General features: G+C 41.2%; 12 protein-coding genes and 1 pseudogene. 5 read left to right on the top strand and 8 right to left on the bottom strand.

The window, feature by feature from the left end; genetic code table 11:
• Positions 1-294 precede the first annotated feature (294 nt).
• Positions 295-726: a large conductance mechanosensitive channel protein MscL gene (gene mscL / locus FHK88_RS03870; protein WP_227429453.1), complete on the top strand. Its 432-nt coding sequence runs from the start codon at positions 295-297 to the stop codon at positions 724-726.
• A gap of 265 nt (positions 727-991) precedes the next feature.
• Here the strand turns inward: mscL and FHK88_RS03865 are convergent, their stop codons facing one another.
• The 6 genes and pseudogenes from FHK88_RS03865 to cysM all read right to left on the bottom strand — a co-directional run bounded on the left by FHK88_RS03865 (position 992) and on the right by cysM (position 8996).
• On the bottom strand, positions 992-1417 hold the full coding sequence (locus tag FHK88_RS03865) for a hypothetical protein (RefSeq protein WP_264480599.1): 426 nt from the start codon (positions 1415-1417) through the stop codon (positions 992-994).
• Between the two features lie 212 nt (positions 1418-1629).
• A complete protein-coding gene (gene mutM / locus FHK88_RS03860; protein WP_227429452.1) occupies positions 1630-2562 on the bottom strand; it encodes a bifunctional DNA-formamidopyrimidine glycosylase/DNA-(apurinic or apyrimidinic site) lyase in 933 nt (310 codons plus the stop codon).
• A 73-nt stretch (positions 2563-2635) separates the two neighbouring features.
• Positions 2636-4891 (bottom strand): annotated as a pseudogene (locus FHK88_RS03855) (RelA/SpoT family protein); the annotation flags it as partial.
• A 662-nt stretch (positions 4892-5553) separates the two neighbouring features.
• Positions 5554-7056, bottom strand: coding sequence for a 23S rRNA (uracil(1939)-C(5))-methyltransferase RlmD (gene rlmD, locus FHK88_RS03850; protein ID WP_227429484.1), 1503 nt, complete (start codon positions 7054-7056; stop codon positions 5554-5556).
• A 136-nt stretch (positions 7057-7192) separates the two neighbouring features.
• The gene (locus FHK88_RS03845) at positions 7193-8041 is read right to left on the bottom strand and encodes a 3'-5' exonuclease (RefSeq protein ID WP_413680431.1); all 849 of its coding nucleotides are present in this window, start codon (positions 8039-8041) and stop codon (positions 7193-7195) included.
• A complete protein-coding gene (gene cysM, locus FHK88_RS03840; RefSeq protein WP_227429450.1) occupies positions 8028-8996 on the bottom strand; it encodes a cysteine synthase CysM in 969 nt (322 codons plus the stop codon). Before cysM ends, FHK88_RS03845 begins: the two co-directional genes overlap by 14 nt.
• A gap of 278 nt (positions 8997-9274) precedes the next feature.
• On the opposite strand from cysM, the gene FHK88_RS03835 reads away from it, so the two are divergent.
• From FHK88_RS03835 to FHK88_RS03820, 4 genes are all read left to right on the top strand, one after another.
• Positions 9275-12748: an AAA family ATPase gene (locus tag FHK88_RS03835; RefSeq protein WP_227429449.1), complete on the top strand. Its 3474-nt coding sequence runs from the start codon at positions 9275-9277 to the stop codon at positions 12746-12748.
• A gap of 18 nt (positions 12749-12766) precedes the next feature.
• Positions 12767-16033: a response regulator gene (locus tag FHK88_RS03830; RefSeq protein WP_227429448.1), complete on the top strand. Its 3267-nt coding sequence runs from the start codon at positions 12767-12769 to the stop codon at positions 16031-16033.
• A gap of 66 nt (positions 16034-16099) precedes the next feature.
• Entirely contained in the window at positions 16100-16912 is an 813-nt protein-coding gene (locus FHK88_RS03825; protein WP_227429447.1) for a crotonase/enoyl-CoA hydratase family protein, read from the top strand.
• Between the two features lie 197 nt (positions 16913-17109).
• Entirely contained in the window at positions 17110-18285 is a 1176-nt protein-coding gene (locus FHK88_RS03820) for a multidrug effflux MFS transporter (RefSeq protein WP_227429482.1), read from the top strand.
• A gap of 10 nt (positions 18286-18295) precedes the next feature.
• Here FHK88_RS03820 and FHK88_RS03815 read toward each other — a convergent pair whose 3' ends face one another.
• Both FHK88_RS03815 and FHK88_RS03810 read right to left on the bottom strand, forming a co-directional pair.
• Positions 18296-19084 carry an SGNH/GDSL hydrolase family protein gene (locus FHK88_RS03815; protein ID WP_227429446.1) on the bottom strand — a complete coding sequence of 263 codons (789 nt, stop codon included), beginning with the start codon at positions 19082-19084 and terminating at the stop codon, positions 18296-18298.
• A 107-nt stretch (positions 19085-19191) separates the two neighbouring features.
• Entirely contained in the window at positions 19192-20589 is a 1398-nt protein-coding gene (locus FHK88_RS03810; protein ID WP_227429445.1) for a nicotinate phosphoribosyltransferase, read from the bottom strand.
• Positions 20590-20664 lie beyond the last annotated feature (75 nt).

Raw genomic sequence — 20664 nt, 5'->3', positions numbered from 1 at the left:
GAAATTCGTTTACATTTCTTTACTTTATTGTTAAAAATTTTTTATAGAATACACTATATTACTAATATGTATTAGTAGATTAAGGATTAATGGAATGCCCTTAGTAGTTTTAAGGCGTATTTTGTTGGTCCTTTTTTAGTATAGTGAGATAAATGATAAAACAGTTGCGCACGTAACTTGCTGTCTGTATCTGTATGAAAAATCAGCTACTACTTATGCTTGTTTGTTTGTACCAGTTTTTATATATGTTCCACTATAGTATTAACAATCAGTTATTTAAAGGTAGTAGTTATTATGAGTATGATGTCAGAATTTAAAGAGTTTGCTTTAAAAGGTAACGTCATGGATTTGGCAGTTGGTGTTATTATCGGAGGAGCATTCGGTAAGATTACCACTTCTTTGGTTGAAGACATTATCATGCCATTGGTATCATTCATTGCAGGTGGTGAGTTAGACTTCACTAATATGTTTGTTATGTTAGGTGATGCACCAGAAGGTGTTGCACATACCTATGAAGCTTTGAAAGAAGCGGGTGTGCCTATGCTAGCATATGGTAATTTTATTACAGTATTGATTAACTTTGTTATCTTAGCCTTTATCATCTTTATGATGGTGAAAGCAATGAACAATATGCGTAGAAAGCAAGAAGCTGAGCCTGAAGCACCAGCTGAGCCTTCAGAAGAGGTATTATTACTTCGTGAGATCAGTGCTAAGTTAAATAAATAAGACTTATCATTGATTAAATATATTGATAAATAGATAGAGCATAATAGTAAAAAGGCTAACCTAAGTGGTTAGCCTTTTTATGTTGTCCTGTCCTAATATAAGTATATAGAACAGGATATGGGAATAAGTAGTAAAAGTGGTAATGTGGGTGACTATAATTAAAAAATGACTAAACAGCTGTTACCCTCATACGTTGTATCACTTTATGCTATACAATCGTATTGTCTACCATAGGTCATTTATATTTGTCTTACTGTTTTTGGGGCTATTGTGGTAAGACCACAACGTTGTCATTTGTATTGATTAGTACTTCAGAAGGTCGATCGACCACAATACGAACAACATTATCATTTTTATTTGCTTCTTGCGATTTATAGTAGTTATCTTCAGCAACGGTACATCCAAGACAACGATTCATTGCTTGCCAAGGTTCGACAACAAGTTTTTGCTGGGCTTGTTCATGGTTGCCACCAATAATTGAGAAAGGTAGGCTGACGACATAAGCAGCAGTACCAGCAACAGCATTGACTAATTGAAGAGGCTTGCCGACGACAGTATCAACGACCATGGTGTCATAGCTAGGTCCAAAATCTGTTTCATCAATTTCGATGGCAGCAGTTGCAGGTGCTGTACTAGTAATCATGAGTCCAACACTTAGTAGTGCGGTACTTAGGGTATGTTTTAGGCGCATATTAAATCCTCAACTTTGGAATATATTGGTAGAATGTTGGTTTTTATGTTCTATTGCTAAATTAGGTTAGCTGGGTATGATTAATGATCCAAGTTGCTCTATATGTGTGGATGTTATCAATATTCAGTTATGATTTTGTTAGACAATAGAAATATAATGGTAATAAAGCTATTAAAGCAAGTTCAGCACAGATAATCAAGCATGTTCGATGACTATAAGCTATCTGTTGTTGGATATGGCTGACAAGTGGAGCAAAAAGTACTGGCTCGTCCTGTAATGGTGACTTTATCGATAAGATTGCTACATTTGGGACAGCTTTGGTTGTGTTTGCCATAGATATGTAGTGTTTGTTGAAAGTAGCCAGTTTGTCCACTGGAGACGGTAAAATCTTTTAGGGTTGAACCGCCTTGTTGTATGGCATTTTTTAGGATAGTTTTAATATTATCTACCAGTATTTGTAACTGAGCCAGTGTTAATTGATTGGCTGGAATAAGTGGATGAATACCAGAGAGAAAAAGGCTTTCTGTGGCATAGATATTACCAACACCAACGACAAACTTTTGATCCATGATGACTGATTTGATAGGTCGAGAAACCTCTCTTTTTTTATTGTGTGTGCTTTGAATCTGGGTTGATTGTGGATGAATGAGTGCGTATAGATACTTAGCATTAAACTCTGTGGTTAGGGGTTCGACTGCCAGTGATGATAGAAGTTTATCAGCATATTCATCGTACCAGAGGATAGCACCAAAGCGCCGAGGGTCATGGTAGTGTAGTTGCCTAGGTACATTCTGTGTATCTATAAACTGCATGATGACATGGTCATGTTTGCGTTTTTGGGTATGCTGTGGATATTGTTGAAGACTACCGGACATGCCTAAATGAATGATTAGTCTTTTTTCAAGGGCATCCTGATCATGTGAGCTTGTATTGTTGTGTTGATATGCTTTATTTGGGTGGAAATATAAAATCAGATATTTGGCACGACGGTCAATGTGTACCAAATAGTGGTTTTTTAAAGCATGCAAGTCTTGAGGTACTGCCCAGCGTAATTGTGTGCAATGTAGGTGAATGGTATTCAGTTTTGCACCAAGCAAAGGTTTTAGGCTGGTTTTTGTGGTTTCAACTTCTGGAAGCTCTGGCATAATCTGGTTAGTATTCAATTGAAAGTTATTTTGTAAATGATGCTAAGGGCTGTCATTCTATCTTTATGAGGATTTATACAGCTCGTCTGGCATGAATTACTCCGGGCTGTTGTTCTAGTTTCGCTAGTAGCTTGGATAGTTGAGATAATCCTGTTACTTCTATTTGGAACTTTAGATAGGCAATGTTATCTTCATCGCTATGTGTACCAACACCTCGGATATTGACACTTTCATTATCAATAACTTGCGTTAGGTCTCGTAACAGACCTCTGCGGTCATATGCTTCTATACAGATTTCAACAGGCTGATAGCTGGTGTTTTGGGCAATCCACGCTGCACGGATTTCTCGTTCAGGTTCTCGTTCAATGAGGCGTGCATATTCAGGACAGCCTCTATTGTGAATGCTGACGCCATTACTTAGGGTAACAAAACCTGCAATAGGTTCACCTTGTACGGGTTGGCAACAGTTAGCTAAGCGTAACTCAATATTATCTAGTCCATCAACCCGTATTTTATAAGCATCAATTCGACCTGTAGCTCTAGGATGGACACTGGGTGTAAAGTCTTGTTCGTCTTGCTCCGGGGCTAGGTCAAGTTCGCGTGAGATATGCCCAGTGAGCTGGTGTATTCCAATATCCCCAGTGACCAACCCAACTAAGATATCATCGGCATTGTTAGCATTAAAATATTGGGTGTAGTTGTTTAAATTAACACTATTGGGATGTACAGAGAGACGCCCTAATTCTTTGGCAAGCATCTGCTTACCTATCTCTAGATTCTTATCTCGGTCTTGTTTATTGAACCATTGCCGTAATTTTGAGCGTGCTCTATTGGTATGAATATAACCAAGAGATGGGACAAGCCAGTCTCGATTTGGTTCACGAGATGATTTGGTGATGATTTCGACTTGTTCACCTGTTTTAAGCTGATAGGTGAGAGGGACGTAGCGTTGATTAACACGGGCGGCTTGTGCGCAGTTGCCAACTTGGGTATGTACATAATAGGCAAAATCTAGGACAGTGGCTCCTTTTGGAAGCTCAGTGATATCTCCATCACGACTAAAAACATAAATGCGCTCTAGCTCACTAAAATCAACAGCTTGTTCTTCTTCATCAAGATTTTGTTGCTCGTTATTAATATTTTCTGGGTCATTGTCGGGATTTAGGAGTTTATTATCCCCACTAGAAATTAATAGTTGGCGTAGAGAGCTGATTTTTTGATTAATATATTGATTGTTTTTATTTTTTAATCCCTCTTTATAGTTAACATGCGCACACATACCTAATTCAGCTTCAAAGTGCATATCATGGGTGCGAATTTGAATTTCTAAGGATTTATTTTCAGCAATGACGGCAGTATGTAGTGAGCGATAACCATTTGATTTGGGATTAGTAATGTAGTCATCAAATTGATCAGGAATATGTCGCCATAGACCATGTACTAACCCCAAAACATGATAGCAATCTGCTGTGGTATTTACGAGTACACGCAATGCGCGGATGTCATACAGTTGCCCAAAGGAAAGACCTTTGAGCTTCATTTTGCGATAAATGGAGTATATATGTTTGACTCGTCCGCTTACTTCTCCCATGATGCCGGCATTATCTAGTGCTTGTATGAGCTGTTGTTCGACACGTTCAATATATGCTTCACGCTCACTGCGTTTTTCAGATAACAGGTTGGCGATTTCTTTATAACGCTCAGGGGCAAGATAACGAAATGCTAAGTCTTCAAGTTCCCATTTGATTTGTGCAATACCAAGCCGGTGTGCAAGTGGTGCATAAATGGTCATGACTTCACGTGCGACACGTTGTTGTCTCTCTGGTGTGGCAAATGATAACTCACGCATGGCAAAGGTGCGCTCAGCAAGCTTGATAAGTACAACGCGAACATCATTGGTCATGGATATCAGCATGCTATAAATATGCGAGAGTTGTTCACGTTGATTATTAACAAAGTGATCTTCTAGGCGTTTGTTATTTTCAAGGCTATCGGACAGTCTTCCCATAGCTAGTGTATTATCTACTAGGGTAGCTACATCATCGCCAAAATGTTTTTGAATTTGTTCTAATGATACCAGTTCAATACGGGCAGCACGATAGAGCATGGCTGCGATCAAGGCGTTTACATCCTGATATAGATAGGTCAGAATATCCGTCATGCCAATCCCTGTTAGATAGGCACTTGAGCGTTGACTTTCACTAAGGCTGGTGTGAGTTTGGGCTTGTATAAGCTCACAGGCCTCAGCAAGTTGAGGTATTTCGGTCATATTTACCCGTTGTGCAACAGCAGTAAGCCAAGCGGGTAAATCTATCATAATCTCATGAGCACCATAATCACTATCGCCGTCTGGGCTAGATGCAATATCTGAGTCATCTAAAGGTTGAGAGCGGTCTATTTTGGTAGTGAGCTTGGTGGTGCTAAGCTGTTTTTTGACATCTTCATGAATATTTGACGTTAAGCTATGCCACTGCGCTCGTTGGTTGGCAATGGCTTGAGCAGCTAAACTGGCGCTATCCTCTGAGGCGGTTTGTCCATCAACTAGGGGAAGACCTTCCCGAATTTTGACCACTATCTACTCCTTTGGGGCAGTAACTTATATAAGTATATTCATTCTAATGCTTTTTCAATACTAAACTTGCTAGTTTTGTGGCTATTTATATGAATGTTATTATCATTTTTACTTGTGTTTGGAACATGATATTTAGATATTTAAAGATAGGGTTGCCATAATATTCATAAGTTTAGCATTCAATTATTCTAAATAGTTATACTAACTGTACTCAGAAATGAGTTCAAGGTTATTGATGTGAATGAATGTTAGGAAAATGTATGTTGCATCTAAGAGATGGTGATGATAACGATCAATTTCAAGGCTTTTTATTAATGCCATTTTTGAATAGTAAAAACAAAATAAGCAGGATAATGAGGTAGGTTAGATTTATCCATTACCATTAAGCCACTTATTTTGTTTTTATCTGTCAGTTTTGTCTATTCTACTTTTTCAAAGCGTGCAATGGATTCCACATGCCCTGTGTGGCAAAACATATCCATCACCCCTGCGTGAGTAAGTTTGTAACCTTGCTCAAGTAGGGCTTTGGTATCGCGAGCAAGGGTGGCAGGGTTGCAAGAGACATAGACAATGCGTTTGGCGTTAAAGTTAGGTAGATATTGCATGACTTCCCACGCACCAGAGCGAGGCGGGTCAATTAGCAAGGCATCAAAGCCTTGTTTTGCCCAGACTTGTTCGGAGAAGTCTTGGGTCAAATCTTGGCTATAAAATTCGGTGTTGGTCAGTCCGTTGCGTTTGGCGTTATCGCTGGCACGAATGGTCATGGCATCTGAGCCTTCTACGCCAATTACTTTACCTGTTTCTCCGACTAATCGTGCTAAAGGTAGGCTAAAATTCCCCAAACCGCTAAATAAATCTAGCACCCGTTCACCTGCTTTTAGCTCTAATAAGTCGCAAGCCAGTTTGGTCATTTTACGATTAACCGATAGATTAACTTGGGTAAAGTCGGTAGGAATAAATTCATAAGTCAGGTCAAAGTCAGGCAGTTGATAGTACAAACGCCCAAACTGCTGGCTCATGTTGTCATCATCGGTTAGTTGTACTCGCTGGATACTGTCTGCCCCTTTAGGCTGTAGATACAGTTGCCATTGACGCTCGGTAAAAAAGGCTTTAAGTTTGTTAATGTCAGCATCGGTTAGCGGTTCAAGGTGGCGGACAATGAGGGCGACAGGTTGATTACCATCAGGTAAATCAGGCAAATACTCTCCCATTGCCAGCTCTAGTTGGGCGATATGGTTGCGAGCCTCAAGGGTGGTAATGAGCTGTTTTAGATTTTCGATTTCAAAGCCAATGCGTGGGTCAAGGATATGACATTCGTTTAATTCAGCAAGAAAGTTGCTTGAGCGTTCTCGAAAGCCAACCAAAGCGGTGTCTTTTTTCACCACATAACGCACACCCATACGGGCTTTGGTACGGTAGCCTAGACGGTCGCCAATGATGGGGGCAAGCCAGTTTTCTGGGGCAATGTCGGCTTGATGTTGTAACAGTTCGGCTAAAACGGATTGTTTAAATTTGATTTGCCCATCGGCTTGCCAGTGTTGCAGTGAGCAACCGCCACAAACGCCAAAATGTGGACAAGGGGGTGTTTGCCGTTCAGGATTGGGGTTGGCAATCACTTCGATTGCGTCACCTTCCTCAAAACTTTTTCGGCTATTGGTAAGCTGTACTTTGACCGTTTCATTAGGTAGGGCAAAGCTAACAAAGACTTTTTTGCCATGTTTGTCGCTTTGGTGTTCAGGCTGTGAGCCATACACTGCCACGCCACGTCCATCATGCGATAGCCCATCAATGTCAAAGGTGACGGGGTCAGCGTCTTTTAAGCGTTTGCGTACCCGAGCAGAAGGCTTGGATTTTTTCTTGCTGGGGGGTAGGGTGATGTTTTTTGCATGGTGTGCAGGTGGGGTCGGGGCTGTTTTGGTCATAGGGGCTGGGCTGTCAATCATGATGGCTTGGCTTTTGTTAGGGTGAGTAAATGTGTTAGCTAAAAGCTGTGCGTATGATAACTGAAAAAAAGTTATTTTAAAGGGTTAATTTTGGCTGGTTGCAATACGATATCAATTACATTTGCCAACTGTCCAAAAATCCTTGATGGGTTAATGAACCGTCAGTATTGGTCAGAGTTTGCAAATATTGCTGGGTAAGGGCTTGCCACTGCTCAAAGCTGTCGGGGGTGAGTGTGCCTTGCAATAATTGCCAGCGTAAATACAGTAACCATGTATTAATGACATCACTTTCACAATAGGTAGTCAGTGTGTGCCAGTCTTGGTTTTGTACTAAGTCCACCACCATTGAGCCATCAACGTCTTGTTTTCCTGCCAGACCACAAAGGCTTGCGACCACATCAAGCTGTTGACGGGTCGATGCCCCATACATGGATAATTTATCCATCAAGTCGATATGACGGGTATGATAGCGGTTGGTGTAGTTGTTGTATTTGTAGCCATCATGGAACTTGTCATTAAAAAAGGCAGGGGCGGTGAGCTTATGGTGCATGGCTCGGTATTGCATGACAGGAATATCAAAACCGCTACCATTCCAACTGACAATATCAGGCAGTTTGTTGAGGTCTTTTTCAGGGTCAAAAATATTAAAAAAGGTGCTGATAATCTCAGCCTCGCTATGCTCATTTAAGGCAAACGACTTTAGGCGAAATCGTTGCTGTTTGCTATCAACCCATAATAAAGATAAACAGGCAATTTTATGCAATGGCAGACGCATAAAGGTGCTGTTTGCCTCCTGCTGACGGATGGCTATCAAGGCGGTAAGAGCGTCTGCCTCTGATAATGAGGTAAGCTGTGGGTATAAGCGTTTGCCAGAGTCCACATCAGGTATGGTCTCAATATCAAAAATTAAGATAGGCTCTGGCAAGTTAAAGCGTGAGTTGTTATAAGAGTTATTCATCATCATTCACACTATATAACCCTGTAGATAGATAACGGTCACCACGGTCGCAGACGATAAAGGCAATCACTGCATTGGGATTGTCCTGCTGGATTTGTTTGGCAACTTGTAAGGCTGCCCAAGTAGCGGCTCCTGATGATACCCCTGCCAGAATACCTTCGGTTTTGGCAAGTTTACGCATATATACTTCGGCGGTGTGTTGGTTGACATCAATCACACGGTCAACCACACTGGCGTCAAAGATTTCAGGGCGATATTCTGGTGACCAACGGCGAATCCCTGCTATTGAGGCATTTTCATCAGGTTGCAAACCAATAACCTGAATGTCAGGGTTTTGCTCTTTTAGGTATTTTCCTGTGCCAGAGATGGTGCCTGTTGTCCCCATTGAGCTGATAAAATGGGTGATCTTACCGTCAGTTTGTTGCCACAGCTCAGGACCTGTGGTTTCGTAATGGGCGGCACTGTTATCAGGGTTAGAAAATTGGTTTAGGATAATGCCTTTGCCTTCAGCTGCCATTTGTTCGGCTTGGTCACGTGCCATCTCAATGCCACCATCGACTTCAATCAATGTCGCCCCATACGCTGCCATCGCGTCTTTACGCTCTTGGGTTGAGTTGGCAGGCATAAACAAAATCATCTCATAGCCACGCATGGCAGCCACCATCGCCAAAGCAATGCCTGTATTGCCACTGGTTGCTTCAATTAAGGTATCACCCGGCTTGATGTCGCCACGTTTTTCGGCTTGCAATATCATATTAAAAGCGGGACGGTCTTTGACTGAGCTGGCAGGATTGTTGCCCTCAAGTTTGGCTAATAAAGTAACACTATTCGCAATCCCTTCACTTTGGGGCAGACGCTGTAGAGCGACTAAAGGTGTATTACCCACGCAGTCTGATAAGGTAGTGATTTGTGAAGTGAAGTTTGATAATTGCTTATTAGTTGCAGTGTCATTTTGTGTCATGGTAGTCATGTCTCAGTATGTTCAATGTGTGTTTTGGGCATTTGGATACATTGCTACATTGCCCATATATAAAGTAACGATATACATATGTACTAGAATATATGTATTGGATTGATGGTTACGGATTGACTATAATGAGGTGGATTATAACATTTTGCAGTCGGCTAGAGGATAGCTGTAACACATTAAATCATTTAGGAGAAATACATATGCTCTGATATTCAGACTCTATATTTCATCTGACTCATCGTAAATAGTACATTAAACTGAGAAAATTAATGAAGACATTGAAAGTAGGTAACGGTTTTCTATCTCTAACCCTAGATAAAGCGTTAGAGAGAGCCACTGATGGAGACTACATTCAGTTAGCTGCTGGACAATATCAATTAAATACCACAATTACGAAGAGTGTTACATTTCTTTCTGAGAATGAAGACGATATTGCAACTATAACAGGGGAAGTTGTTGTTGAGCTGGCTGAATGTGTGTTTAAGCAGATTCGCTTTAATAGCTCAAAGCTTCAAGATGAAGGAGAAAAGAAGTTAATCTTGGCTAATAATGCTAGGATTGTGTTTGAACAGTGTTGTTTTTTTAATACAGGAGCAGTATCGGCATTAGGTATCAGTGCTGTTGGTTCATACATTCAGATAAGTAATGGTCATTTTCTTGGATTAAATAATCACTGTGTGACTGTGGGTGCTGGAAGTGAAGTATATATTGAGCACACTGTGTTTGATAAACAAGCTGAGATGCCTGCCATTTATATTGAAAGTTCACAGCTTAATATTAGCCATTGCCAATTTACCCATAATGATAGCAATGCCATCAAAGCGGTAGGAAATAGCCAGCTTAGTATTTTAGGTTGTGAGTATGAATCACTAAACTTTCCAGCTTTGGCATTTCATGCAGGCGTTCATGCTCAAATTGATTCATGTGGCTTTGAGGGAAACCAGAGCAATATTTTTTGTGAACAGTCTCAGCTGGTGATAAAAGACTGTCAGTTTGTTGGTATTCATAATAGCAGTGCATTGAGTGTGGTTGCTGGTAGTGATGTGCTGATTGAAAAGAGTAAGTTTCAGCAGTTGCACTTTAAGTGTGCTATCTGGGTGGATAACTCAAGTATTACGGTAAATGACTGTCATTTTGAAGACATCAAGACCAATACATTAAATGGGGTTGGTGACTGTCGCATTACGATTAATTGCTGTCATTATCAGGTACAGGGCTATCCTGCCTTTATTTTACATCAGCAAATGGCATTGTCAGTCACTGACTGTGTATTTGACCAAGTATTCTCCGTTTTGTTTGCTGAGCAATCACGACAAGTACATTTTACAGGCTGTCGGTTTGAGCATATTACGGAAGCTGTGGGTATTGAGGTTATCGGCAGTGAGCAGTTGGTTATTGAACAATGCTCATTCAACGATATTCAGAACTTTCCTGCCATAGGTGTTAGACATACACCTATCGAGATGAGCCATAGCCAGTTTTGCAATATCACCACCAATGCGCTTAATGTATCAGGTGCTTGTCATGTCATCTCTCATGATTGCCAGTGGAGTAGTGCGCAGTATCCTGCTGTATTCTTGGAAAATCAGGTAACCGCAGAGATTTATGACTCTGTGTTTAATGGTGATGCAGCCAGTATTGCTTGTAATAATGCTACGGTGATAGTGAATCACTGCCAGTTTTATGAGTTAAGTAGTGTTGCTTGTGTTTCTGTAGAAAATAACGCCAAGGCAAATGTTGTGGCGTGTCAATTTGAACACACTCCTAATGTCTATACTTGGGTAGCGATGAAAGATAGCTACATACGTATAGAAGACTGTACATTTCCAAGTAATGACTATTTGATTTATGCCTCAGAACAGTCCAAGGTAGAAGTACTGGGTCATGTTCTAGAGGATAGGCGTTATATTGAAGATAATGGTGGTCAGGTAATATTTTTATCCAAAGGCAGTATATCTAGCTACTTTGGCGATATTACGGAAGATAATTTAGCACCACAGCCTGATGATATTGCGACAGATATGGAGTCTCATTTCTCTAAAAGTGAAGATGTAGATAGTAAAAATGAGCTTCTTAGACAAAACTTGCAAGCACTAGATGAGTTGATTGGACTTAAAAGTGTAAAAGATGAAGTTAAGAAAATCATTGCATCTGTCAATTTTCAGCAGCGTCGTAAAGAGCAAGGCATTACTAGCTCGGTGATGAGTTGGCACTTAGTATTTACAGGCAACCCAGGTACAGGCAAAACCACCGTCGCTCGTATTATGGGGCAAATTTTCTATAGCTTGGGTGCATTGCCAGAAGATACCGTCGTTGAGGTGGATAGAGCGGACTTGGTGGAAGGCTATATTGGGCAAACAGCCACCAAAACTTTATCCAAAATTCAACAAGCAATGGGTGGTGTCTTATTTATTGATGAGGCCTATACCTTAGCAAAAGGTGGCAATGATTTTGGGCAAGAAGCCATTGATACTTTATTAAAACAGATGGAAGATCATCGTGATGAGTTTGCAGTGATTGTTGCAGGCTATACCAAACCAATGCAAAATTTTATTGAGTCAAACCCTGGGTTGAAGTCTCGATTTACACGCATGATTGAGTTTGAGGACTATAATGCCGAAGAGTTGATGCAAATCTTTGAAAAAATCCGTGAGCAAGAGTGTTTTGATATCTCTGAGGAAGGAAGACTGAAAGTTAAAGCGGTGATTGAAGCCATGTATCAAAGTCGTGATGACAGCTTTGGTAATGCACGAGAAGTACGCACATTGTTTAGTAAAATATATGAAGCATTAAGTTTAAGAGTCTTTCATCAAGGCATTGCTAATGACTATGATTCAAGTAAGTATGATACAAGCAGTCAGGATAATTATAAGATAGAAGAACAAGATGTTGATGCAGCCATTGCAGATATGGATATTGAGCTGGATGATAAAGAAGCACAAAGAGAAAAAATGCTGGATGAGGGTATGCAGGAGCTATCTGCCTTGATTGGGCTAGAGAATGTTAAATATGAAATTCATAAGTTGACTAATTTTATTCAGACACAAAAGCGTCGCAAAGAAGCTAACCTACCAGCATTGCCCATCAGTCTGCATTTGGTGTTTACTGGCAATCCGGGAACAGGAAAAACCACCGTCGCTCGTATTATGGGTAAGATTTATTATGGTTTGGGTCTACTGAATGCTTATCACGTGATAGAAACAGATAGAGCAGACTTGGTTGCTGAATATATCGGACAAACAGCGCCCAAAACTTTAGCAAAAATTAAGGAAGCAATGGGTGGGGTATTATTTATTGATGAAGCCTATTCTTTGATTAAAGCAGGTAGTGATTTTGGGCAGGAGGCAGTCGATACTTTACTAAAACAGATGGAAGATCATCGTGATAGTTTTGCAGTGATTGTTGCCGGTTATACCCAGCCCATGCAACGGTTTATCAAGTCAAACCCCGGACTTGGTTCACGTTTTACCCGTATTGTGGATTTTGAAGATTATCAGCCAGAAGAGTTGTTACAGATCTTTATTCATTTTAGCGAAAAAGGGTTATATCAGCTTAGTGAAGACGCACGCCAAAAAGCCTTGGATATGTTTACACAAGCTTATCAGTATAGAGATGAACACTTTGGTAATGGTCGCTTCGTGAGAACAGTCTTTGAGCAGACGATTGAAAAGCATTCAATGCGTATTATGAGTGACCCTAGTGCCGACTTGCAGCTGATTGAAGCGGTAGATATTCCTGAGTAATGATTCTATGGACAGATAATGGCTTATAAAAAACGCTTTGATTTTAGTAGTGCATATGGGCAGTTGATCTTATTGGTGTTTCTGCCCATCTGTGTATTGGCAGGTGTCGGTGCGATACTGGTCTTTTCTGAGACTAATGAAGCCGTCCGCTCAGAGCAAAGGGCATTGGCTGAGGCAGCGCTTATTCGCTATGAACCCATCGTGCAGCAGATGATGCCCATATTGGTTGAACAGAGGCACATAGAAGATGAGCGTAGTCAAAACCAAGAGCAGATACATAGCCTTTCGCACGGGTTGTCTGATGACTGGTTGCCACATTTATCAACGCCACCCCAAGAACAAAAAACCTTAGCCTCTACATCAACATCAGATAGTAATCATAGTGTGCAGAATGACGATGATGCTTCAATATCAGAAGAGCAACAGGCAACCATTAATCGCTTCCAACAAATCTTAGCCAATATTAATAAAGAAAACCATTTGCAACGTATTGCTGTTATTAGTGAGGCGGGGGAAGTATTGATTAGTACGGGCTATAAAAAAGATAGTCCTTGGGGAATATTTCCAACCAGTAGCACCTATGTTGAGAGTTTGAAAACATCAACAGGAACAGGCTATGGTAGCTTACTTGGTGAGTATGGTCAGCAAAAATACTGGTTGTTTGTGGATATGGATGATGAGCCGTTACTGATTGCTCGTTATCGCATTATTTTAGCACTGGTAGTCACAGGCTTATTTACTATTTTGATGTTGTTATTAAGCCTAAATATTTATGCTAAACGCTGGATAACGCCAGTTTATGAAATGCGCCTGTACTTGCAACGCTTAACCACCGAAAACTTATATCAGCCTATAGAGGTAGAGTCTAGCGGTGAGCTGAATCAATTACAACAAGACCTAGTTAAAGCACTACGGCGGATTCACTCAAGCTTTCAAGATCTTAAAAATCATGCTGAACAGACGGAAGATGATTTACGCTTAGCATTTGATGAGATGGAAATGCAAAATATCTCGATACGAAATGCTCGGGATGCGGCAGTTTCTACCAGCCAAGCAAAGTCTGCTTTTTTAGCGAATATCAGTCATGAGCTGCGCACACCACTAAATAGTATTGATGGCTTTATCAATCTTTTGGCTCGGCATGGCGACTTATCTGCTGAGCAAGACTTATATGTACAAACCATTCGTAAATCCTCAGCACATCTATTGGCGCTGGTGAATGATGTCTTGGACTTTTCAAAGATTGAAGCAGGTAAGCTGGTCTTAGATAAGCATGAGTTTAATCTATATGAAGCCATATATGAAGTGATGGATATGCTCTCTCCTGTAGCAGCTGAAAAGGGATTGCGCATGGCAGTGATGTTTTATGATGATGTCCCACAACATATTATTGGCGATGCGTTACGAGTCAAGCAGGTGTTGACTAATTTGGTGGGTAATGCGATTAAGTTTACAGATATGGGTGAGGTCGTGGTTCGGGTTAGTCTTGATGAAGGGATGATGACTACTGGACGTAATACAAAACCGATGGATAATCAACTGCTAATTACTGTACAGGATTCAGGAAAAGGTATTTCTGAGACTGCGCAAAAACAGTTATTTCGTAGTTTTAGTCAAGGTGATCCTTCCATCACTCGGCAGTATGGTGGAACAGGATTAGGACTGGTCATCTCAAAGCAATTGACTCGTATGATGGGTGGACATATTGGCTTTTATGATAATGAGCAAGCACAGCTTAATCAAAACTTGTCCAGAGACTTAATACATAATGGTCATAAGCTGACTCAAAAAGGATCGACGTTCTGGTTTACACTTCCTGCTAACTTAGATGTACTAGAAGCAGTTGAAAAAGAAGATAGCCAAAAAAGACAGTCTTTACCGCAACTGCGTCCATTGAGCGATAATATTGATAATCCCTTGCAAGTATTGATATGGATTGAGCACTTTGCCAGTCATCAGGTACTCAGCGCCTATCTACGTCCCCTGAATGTGACAGTCACACAGGCCAGCTCTTTGGCAGGTGCGTTAGAGTGGTTAAAAGAGAAAAATAATGCGTGGGATTGGGTAATCGTTGATGGTGGCAATGGTGAAGCTCAAGAAGACATGGCCGCCTTACTTAAACAAATTCGCTTGCATTACCAAGGTAAGCTGGCGATGTTTGGTTATCAAATTGCTCTGGATAACAACCTGTTGACCCGTTATCGGGCGCGTGCATTATATCAGCCACTTGATAAGCGCCAATTATATGCCATGCTAGATAGAAAAAGTCGTGGACAACAAGTGGTTGTTGATACACCTCGTTGGCAAGGCATCAAAGTATTGGCAGTTGATGACCATCTGCCTAACTTATTGGTTCTAGATGCTTTATTAACAGAGCTGGGTATAAAAGTCATCACTGCAAGCAGTGGCTTTGATGCCATTGAAGTCATTAGTAAACAGCAAGCCAGTGGTGCTGAAAAAGAGCGGATTGATTTGATTTTTATGGATATTCAAATGCCACGTATGTCAGGGCATGAAGCTGCACAACAAATTCGTAAAATTGAAACATCAGGAAAGCAGATACCTATTATTGCACTAACCGCACATGGACTGTCTGATGAGCGTGATAAGTTGATGAAAGTTGGCATTAATGACTATGTGGGGAAACCCATCAGTCAGCCACAGTTATTACAAATTTTGCAAAAGTGGTTGGGTCATGAGTCTAATGACGCAAATAAGCTGGCGCAAGAACCTCGCTTAGCTTCCCTGACAGAGACAGAGTCATTATTAGGGAAGTCAAGCAATCTTCAGGGTGATGCTAATAAGGCTAGGATAGCAGTACAATCTGGCAGTAATACCAGAAAAGATGAGAAATCCAGAAAGGATGATAAAGAAAGTTTAGCGGTATTTGATTGGCAAGATGCGCTGACTCGCTCGGCAAATAAACCTGAATTGGCAGCCAAACTGGCGTTAATGATGATAGATTCTGTTACGGATGAAATAAAGGCCTTGCAAGCAGCTTGGGATGAGCATGATAGGGCTGAGTTGGCACAAATTGCACATCGTATATTAGGTGCAAGTCGTTATACTGGTGTACCACAGTTACGCCAGTATAGTCAGGACTTTGAGGATAAGTGCTTACTGAATGTGCAACATACAACACCAGCCCAATTTACCATGCTACAACCCAAGTATGAAGCATTACTTGAGGCGTTATATCGCTTACAAGACTTGGATATTACAGAGTATAAAGAGCTGAGCTATCATAAGCTTAGTGAAAATGATATGACATGGAAAATGATTTAACTCAATGTTGTCTCAGTATTTTGATGACATCATGAGTATCACTAATGAATAAATAATAGGACATTTATGAAGAAAGTTACCCAGCATAGTTATCAGACATTAGCACTACAGCAAAGTGATGCGGTTTTGACCGTTACGCTCAATCGCCCTGATAAGAAAAATGCGATGAGTTTTACGATGGTTGATGAGCTGATTGCCGTTGCAAAGCAAATAAGACAACAAAAAGACATTCGTGCTGTGATTTTGACAGGTGCTGAGCAGACGTTTTGTGCTGGATTAGACTTGAGTGATTTGAATAATCCTAAAAATCAGCTATTTGCTGCTTGGGAGTTGATTAAGCCGTGGCAAAGTCTTTTTCAAAAAGTATGCCTTGTTTGGCGTGATGTGCCTGTACCAGTGATAGCTGCTTTACAGGGGCATTGTCTGGGTGCAGGGCTACAGTTGGCATTGGCAGCAGATATTCGGATTGCAACGCCAGAGTGTCAGTTGGCGGTGATGGAAGCCAAATGGGGGCTGGTGCCTGATATGGGGCTGACTCAGTCTGCCTTGGGCGTGGTTGGTGCAGATGTCCTCAAAGAGCTAGCGATGAGTGCGCGCATTATTCAGGGTGATGAGGCAAAGCAGCTAGGGTTGGTCACTCATATTGATACTGAGCCAATGGCACATGCACAGCAGTTAGCTGATGAGCTTTTGAGTCGCTCTCCTGATGCTGTGCTGGCAAGTAAGCGAGTGATTAATCGTATGTATGCGCAGTCAGCATGTACTTTATATCAAGAAAAAATGTGGCAGTTAAAGCTAATGCTGGGCTATAACCGTAAGCTTGCCCTAAAAAAAGCAAAAGATGCCGCCACCACTTTTCGACAACGTCAGTTTCATTAATATGCCATCATAGCTTTTATTAGATAGGCAGTAGACAACCAATTGATAAACGCTAATACTCTTAGGTTTGCTTTATGCCTTTAGAAGATTCTAAAAAATCTACTGAGATACCTACTCAGATAGACCCTTCTCAATCTACAGCATCTCCTACTTCTGATGCACCTTCTGTACCTACTAAATTTCCAGTAGTATGGGTGATGATACTGGGACTGATTATTGCCATTGGTCCTTTATCTATTGATATGTACCTGCCTGCGTTACCTTCAATGGCGAAGGACTTTGGTGTAACAACGGCTGTCATTGCAAATTCTGTCCCAGCTTATTTTGTGGGATTAGTGGTTGGTCAACTATTTTATGGTCCATTAAGTGATCGGGTAGGTCGTGTAAAGCCTTTATATTTTGGTATGACAGTGTATGTTATTGCCTCTGTTGTGTGTGCAACGACCAACAGCGAGTATGTCTTATTTGCTGGACGTACGTTACAGGCACTCGGAGCTTGTGTTGGAGCAGTGGTAACACGGGCTGCGATACGTGATACACTGCCACCAAAACAGACCGCAAAGGCGTTTTCTATCATGATATTGGTGATGGGTATTGCACCAATTCTTGCACCATCATTGGGAGCTTTTTTACTACAGTTTTTTGATTGGCATGCTATTTTTTGGTTTTTGGCAGGTTTTGGGGTATTTAATCTATTACTGACGAAGTTCTTTTTTACGGAAACTCTCACTGCTGAAAATCGTAACTACCGACCGATTAGTACATTACTAAATCAATATTGGGACTTATTAAAAGACCCTAAATTTGGTTATCCTGCTATTGGAGCAGGGCTATTGATGGGGTCAATGTTTGTTTATATCAGTGCTGCTTCTGAGTTAATTATGGACGGTTATGGGCTGACTGAAGGACAGTTTAGCATCATCTTTGGTATGAATGCCGCAGGGTTTATTGGCTTGACTCAGGTCAATCAGTGGTTAACAAATCGCTTTCGCTTAGTGAATTTATTGCGTTTTGGTGCGTTAATGCAGGTAATTGCTTCAGCTGTTTTATTTTTACTGGGTGCAACTTATGGCGCTCAGGCTTGGCTACCTTTGGTTCTAGCCAGTATTTTCTTTTGTATTGCTGGGTTAGGGCTTACACAGCCAAATGCCGCTGCCATTGCATTGGCATTTCAAAAGCATCGTGCAGGTATGGCGAGCGCTTTACAAGGCTCTTTAATGTTTGCCGTGGGAATTTTTGGTGGTTTACTCTTAAATCTGATACCTGCGAACCCAGTGATGAAGCTAGGACTAACGATGTTTGTTTTAATGAGTTTAGGCACCTATTTGGTCTGGCAAATTGATAGCCATTTAAATTTAGATGATACGAATTAATAAACGAGTGCTATGGGCTATTAACTAATGTTGCAATTGTTTGAGCCAGACGTTTTCCCCAGATATGATAAGTAAAAGCACTGGGGTGAAATCCATCAGTCGCAAACAAAATCAGTGGATTTTCCTGTGCTTTTTCTCCCATATCATTAAAGTCCATAGCTAAATAGTAGACCCCATCGTGCTGTTGGCAAGTGTGTTTTAGAATGTTATCTAAAGCTGTGGCTTTTGCACCAATAAAAGCATTTAGTGGCGTTGGTAATGCTGGCATTAGTGCCATTGGTGGTAATGAAGAAAATATCAGCCAGCGTACGGCAAACTTGCGTTTAGCAATCAAAATAATTTGCTCAATTTGTTCTTGCCAGCAAGCATGAGAAATATTTTGTGTGGTGTCATTAACCCCAATGCTCACCACCATCACATCAACGGCTTGCTCAGGTTTAGGCAGTACATACAGTCGATGTAACAAATCAAAACTGGTATGTCCTGTTGTTGCATGCAATGACCAGTCAATCACATCATATTTATTCATTAACTGTGGGTTTTGACATAGTGCCTTGGGTAGTTGACCACTTAACGCTTCATCTTGAGAATACGCCCCAACACCTGCTGCTGCAGAATCACCAACAATCATTAAACGTAAGGCCTGAGTATTATCTTGGTAGGCATCTATTTTTTTCTGATGAGAAGTTAATAAGCCAAATCGTTGTCCTTCTGGCTCAGGCAGGCGAGGGGTATTGGCTTTGACTTTTTTGCCTTGATAAAGATAAATAGGGGCAAGCAGTATGTCTTTTGGTGTCATAGGTTTTTACTTTATATCATGCTAAAAAAATGACCTCCATCATACATAATGAAAGCCATTTTTAAAATGTTTAAGTTATCAGAACTAAATCGCAAGTATGGGCTTGATTACCAACCCGTCCGCTTACGAATGGTGGTCAATGATTCATCAACCAATAATTGACCATCAACAAACACATCACGCAATAAGTTGCTATCATTATCGGTTAAGGTATCTTCTCGAACGGTGTTTATCTGACCATTATCATTTCGAACCAATGCCAAACGTCCTTTTTTCGAGCGTTTAGAACGGCTAGTAATCGGGTCTTTAAACACATCTTTCCAAACCCCGTTAATCTGCACAGCACTGGCTTTCATCGCCCAGCTCATGGTATCACGATTAACCTGTTGTAATAGCCCGCCACCCATACCGAAAGTGACATTGTCAGCACTAAAGCCTGCTTGCATGATGGTGTCCAAGATTTTCCCTAGACTTTGTGGATTGATACCGTCACCTTGTATCAAACGTACATAATCAGGCAATACGCGATAGCCTTTGCTATTGGTATGCGTGCCGAATTTGACCGCCAATCGCTCTAATGCCTCACGCACCACTTTGGCAGGGTCGCCACTGTCAGGGCGTATCACCAAAGTGCCACCCATGTTTTCCACATCAGATTTTAACGCCTCACCCCAAATATGGTCGATGGCATTCCACAAATCATAACTATCAGATACCACCGCGACCAATTTGCCCTCACCACCAAACTGTTTAAGCATATTGGCATAAGCGTCTTGCTCACCCTCACGCCCCCATGAGGTCATGGTGCTATGCTCGGCAGCAGGGATTGAAAAGGCGGGCATGTTATCATTCATACCATACCAACGGCTAGCAGCCACCAATGCGGTCATGCTGTCAGTACCAGAGAAGTTGACCAAATGAGCCAAACTGCCCAATGCCACCGTTTCCATACTTGACGCACCCCTTGCTCCAAAATCATGCAATTTAAAGGGTAAGCCATCTAAGCTATCGGCAGACTTTTCAAGGGCAGAACGTAATACATTTTTGCAATAATAAGACAAACTTGCCACCGTTGAAGGATACCAAATCGCCCGTAATAAAGCGGTTTCTAAATAGCTGGGTAACCAATAAAACTCAGGGTCAGTATTAACAATCTGGCAGACCACATTGGATACAGGTACGATACTGCCTTCAGGGACGGCTTGAATGCGTATGGGCAGATAACCGCCATGTTTATTGACCAGTGTTTCCCAGCCTTGACGGTTAAACGGCAAGCCATGAGCGGTAATCACCGCCTCTGCCTCATCAATATGAGCATGGGTAATGGGGGCGTGTAGATATTCTTTAATAAATGCCTGCAAGCCAAAAAACAAAGCGTCATAATCGCCTTTGCGGGCTTCGACATAGCTGGACATATATTCGCTATTGGGCGGATATTGCAACCAATGCGAGGCTTTGTAGCTGTCCGAATTTAGGATAAGATTGTTAAAATTACTGGTGAACATAACAGAACTCCTCTGTTGTTAAGGTCATGATAAATGGTGAATAACTTATCATGACAGTGATGCCCGTACCGTCTA

The sequence above is a fragment of the Psychrobacter sp. I-STPA6b genome, assembly GCF_020662265.1.
In the GTDB taxonomy this organism is placed as follows: Bacteria; Pseudomonadota; Gammaproteobacteria; order Pseudomonadales; family Moraxellaceae; genus Psychrobacter.
Note: the sequence above shows the minus strand (reverse complement) of the source record. Positions and strands in the feature narration are given on the sequence as shown.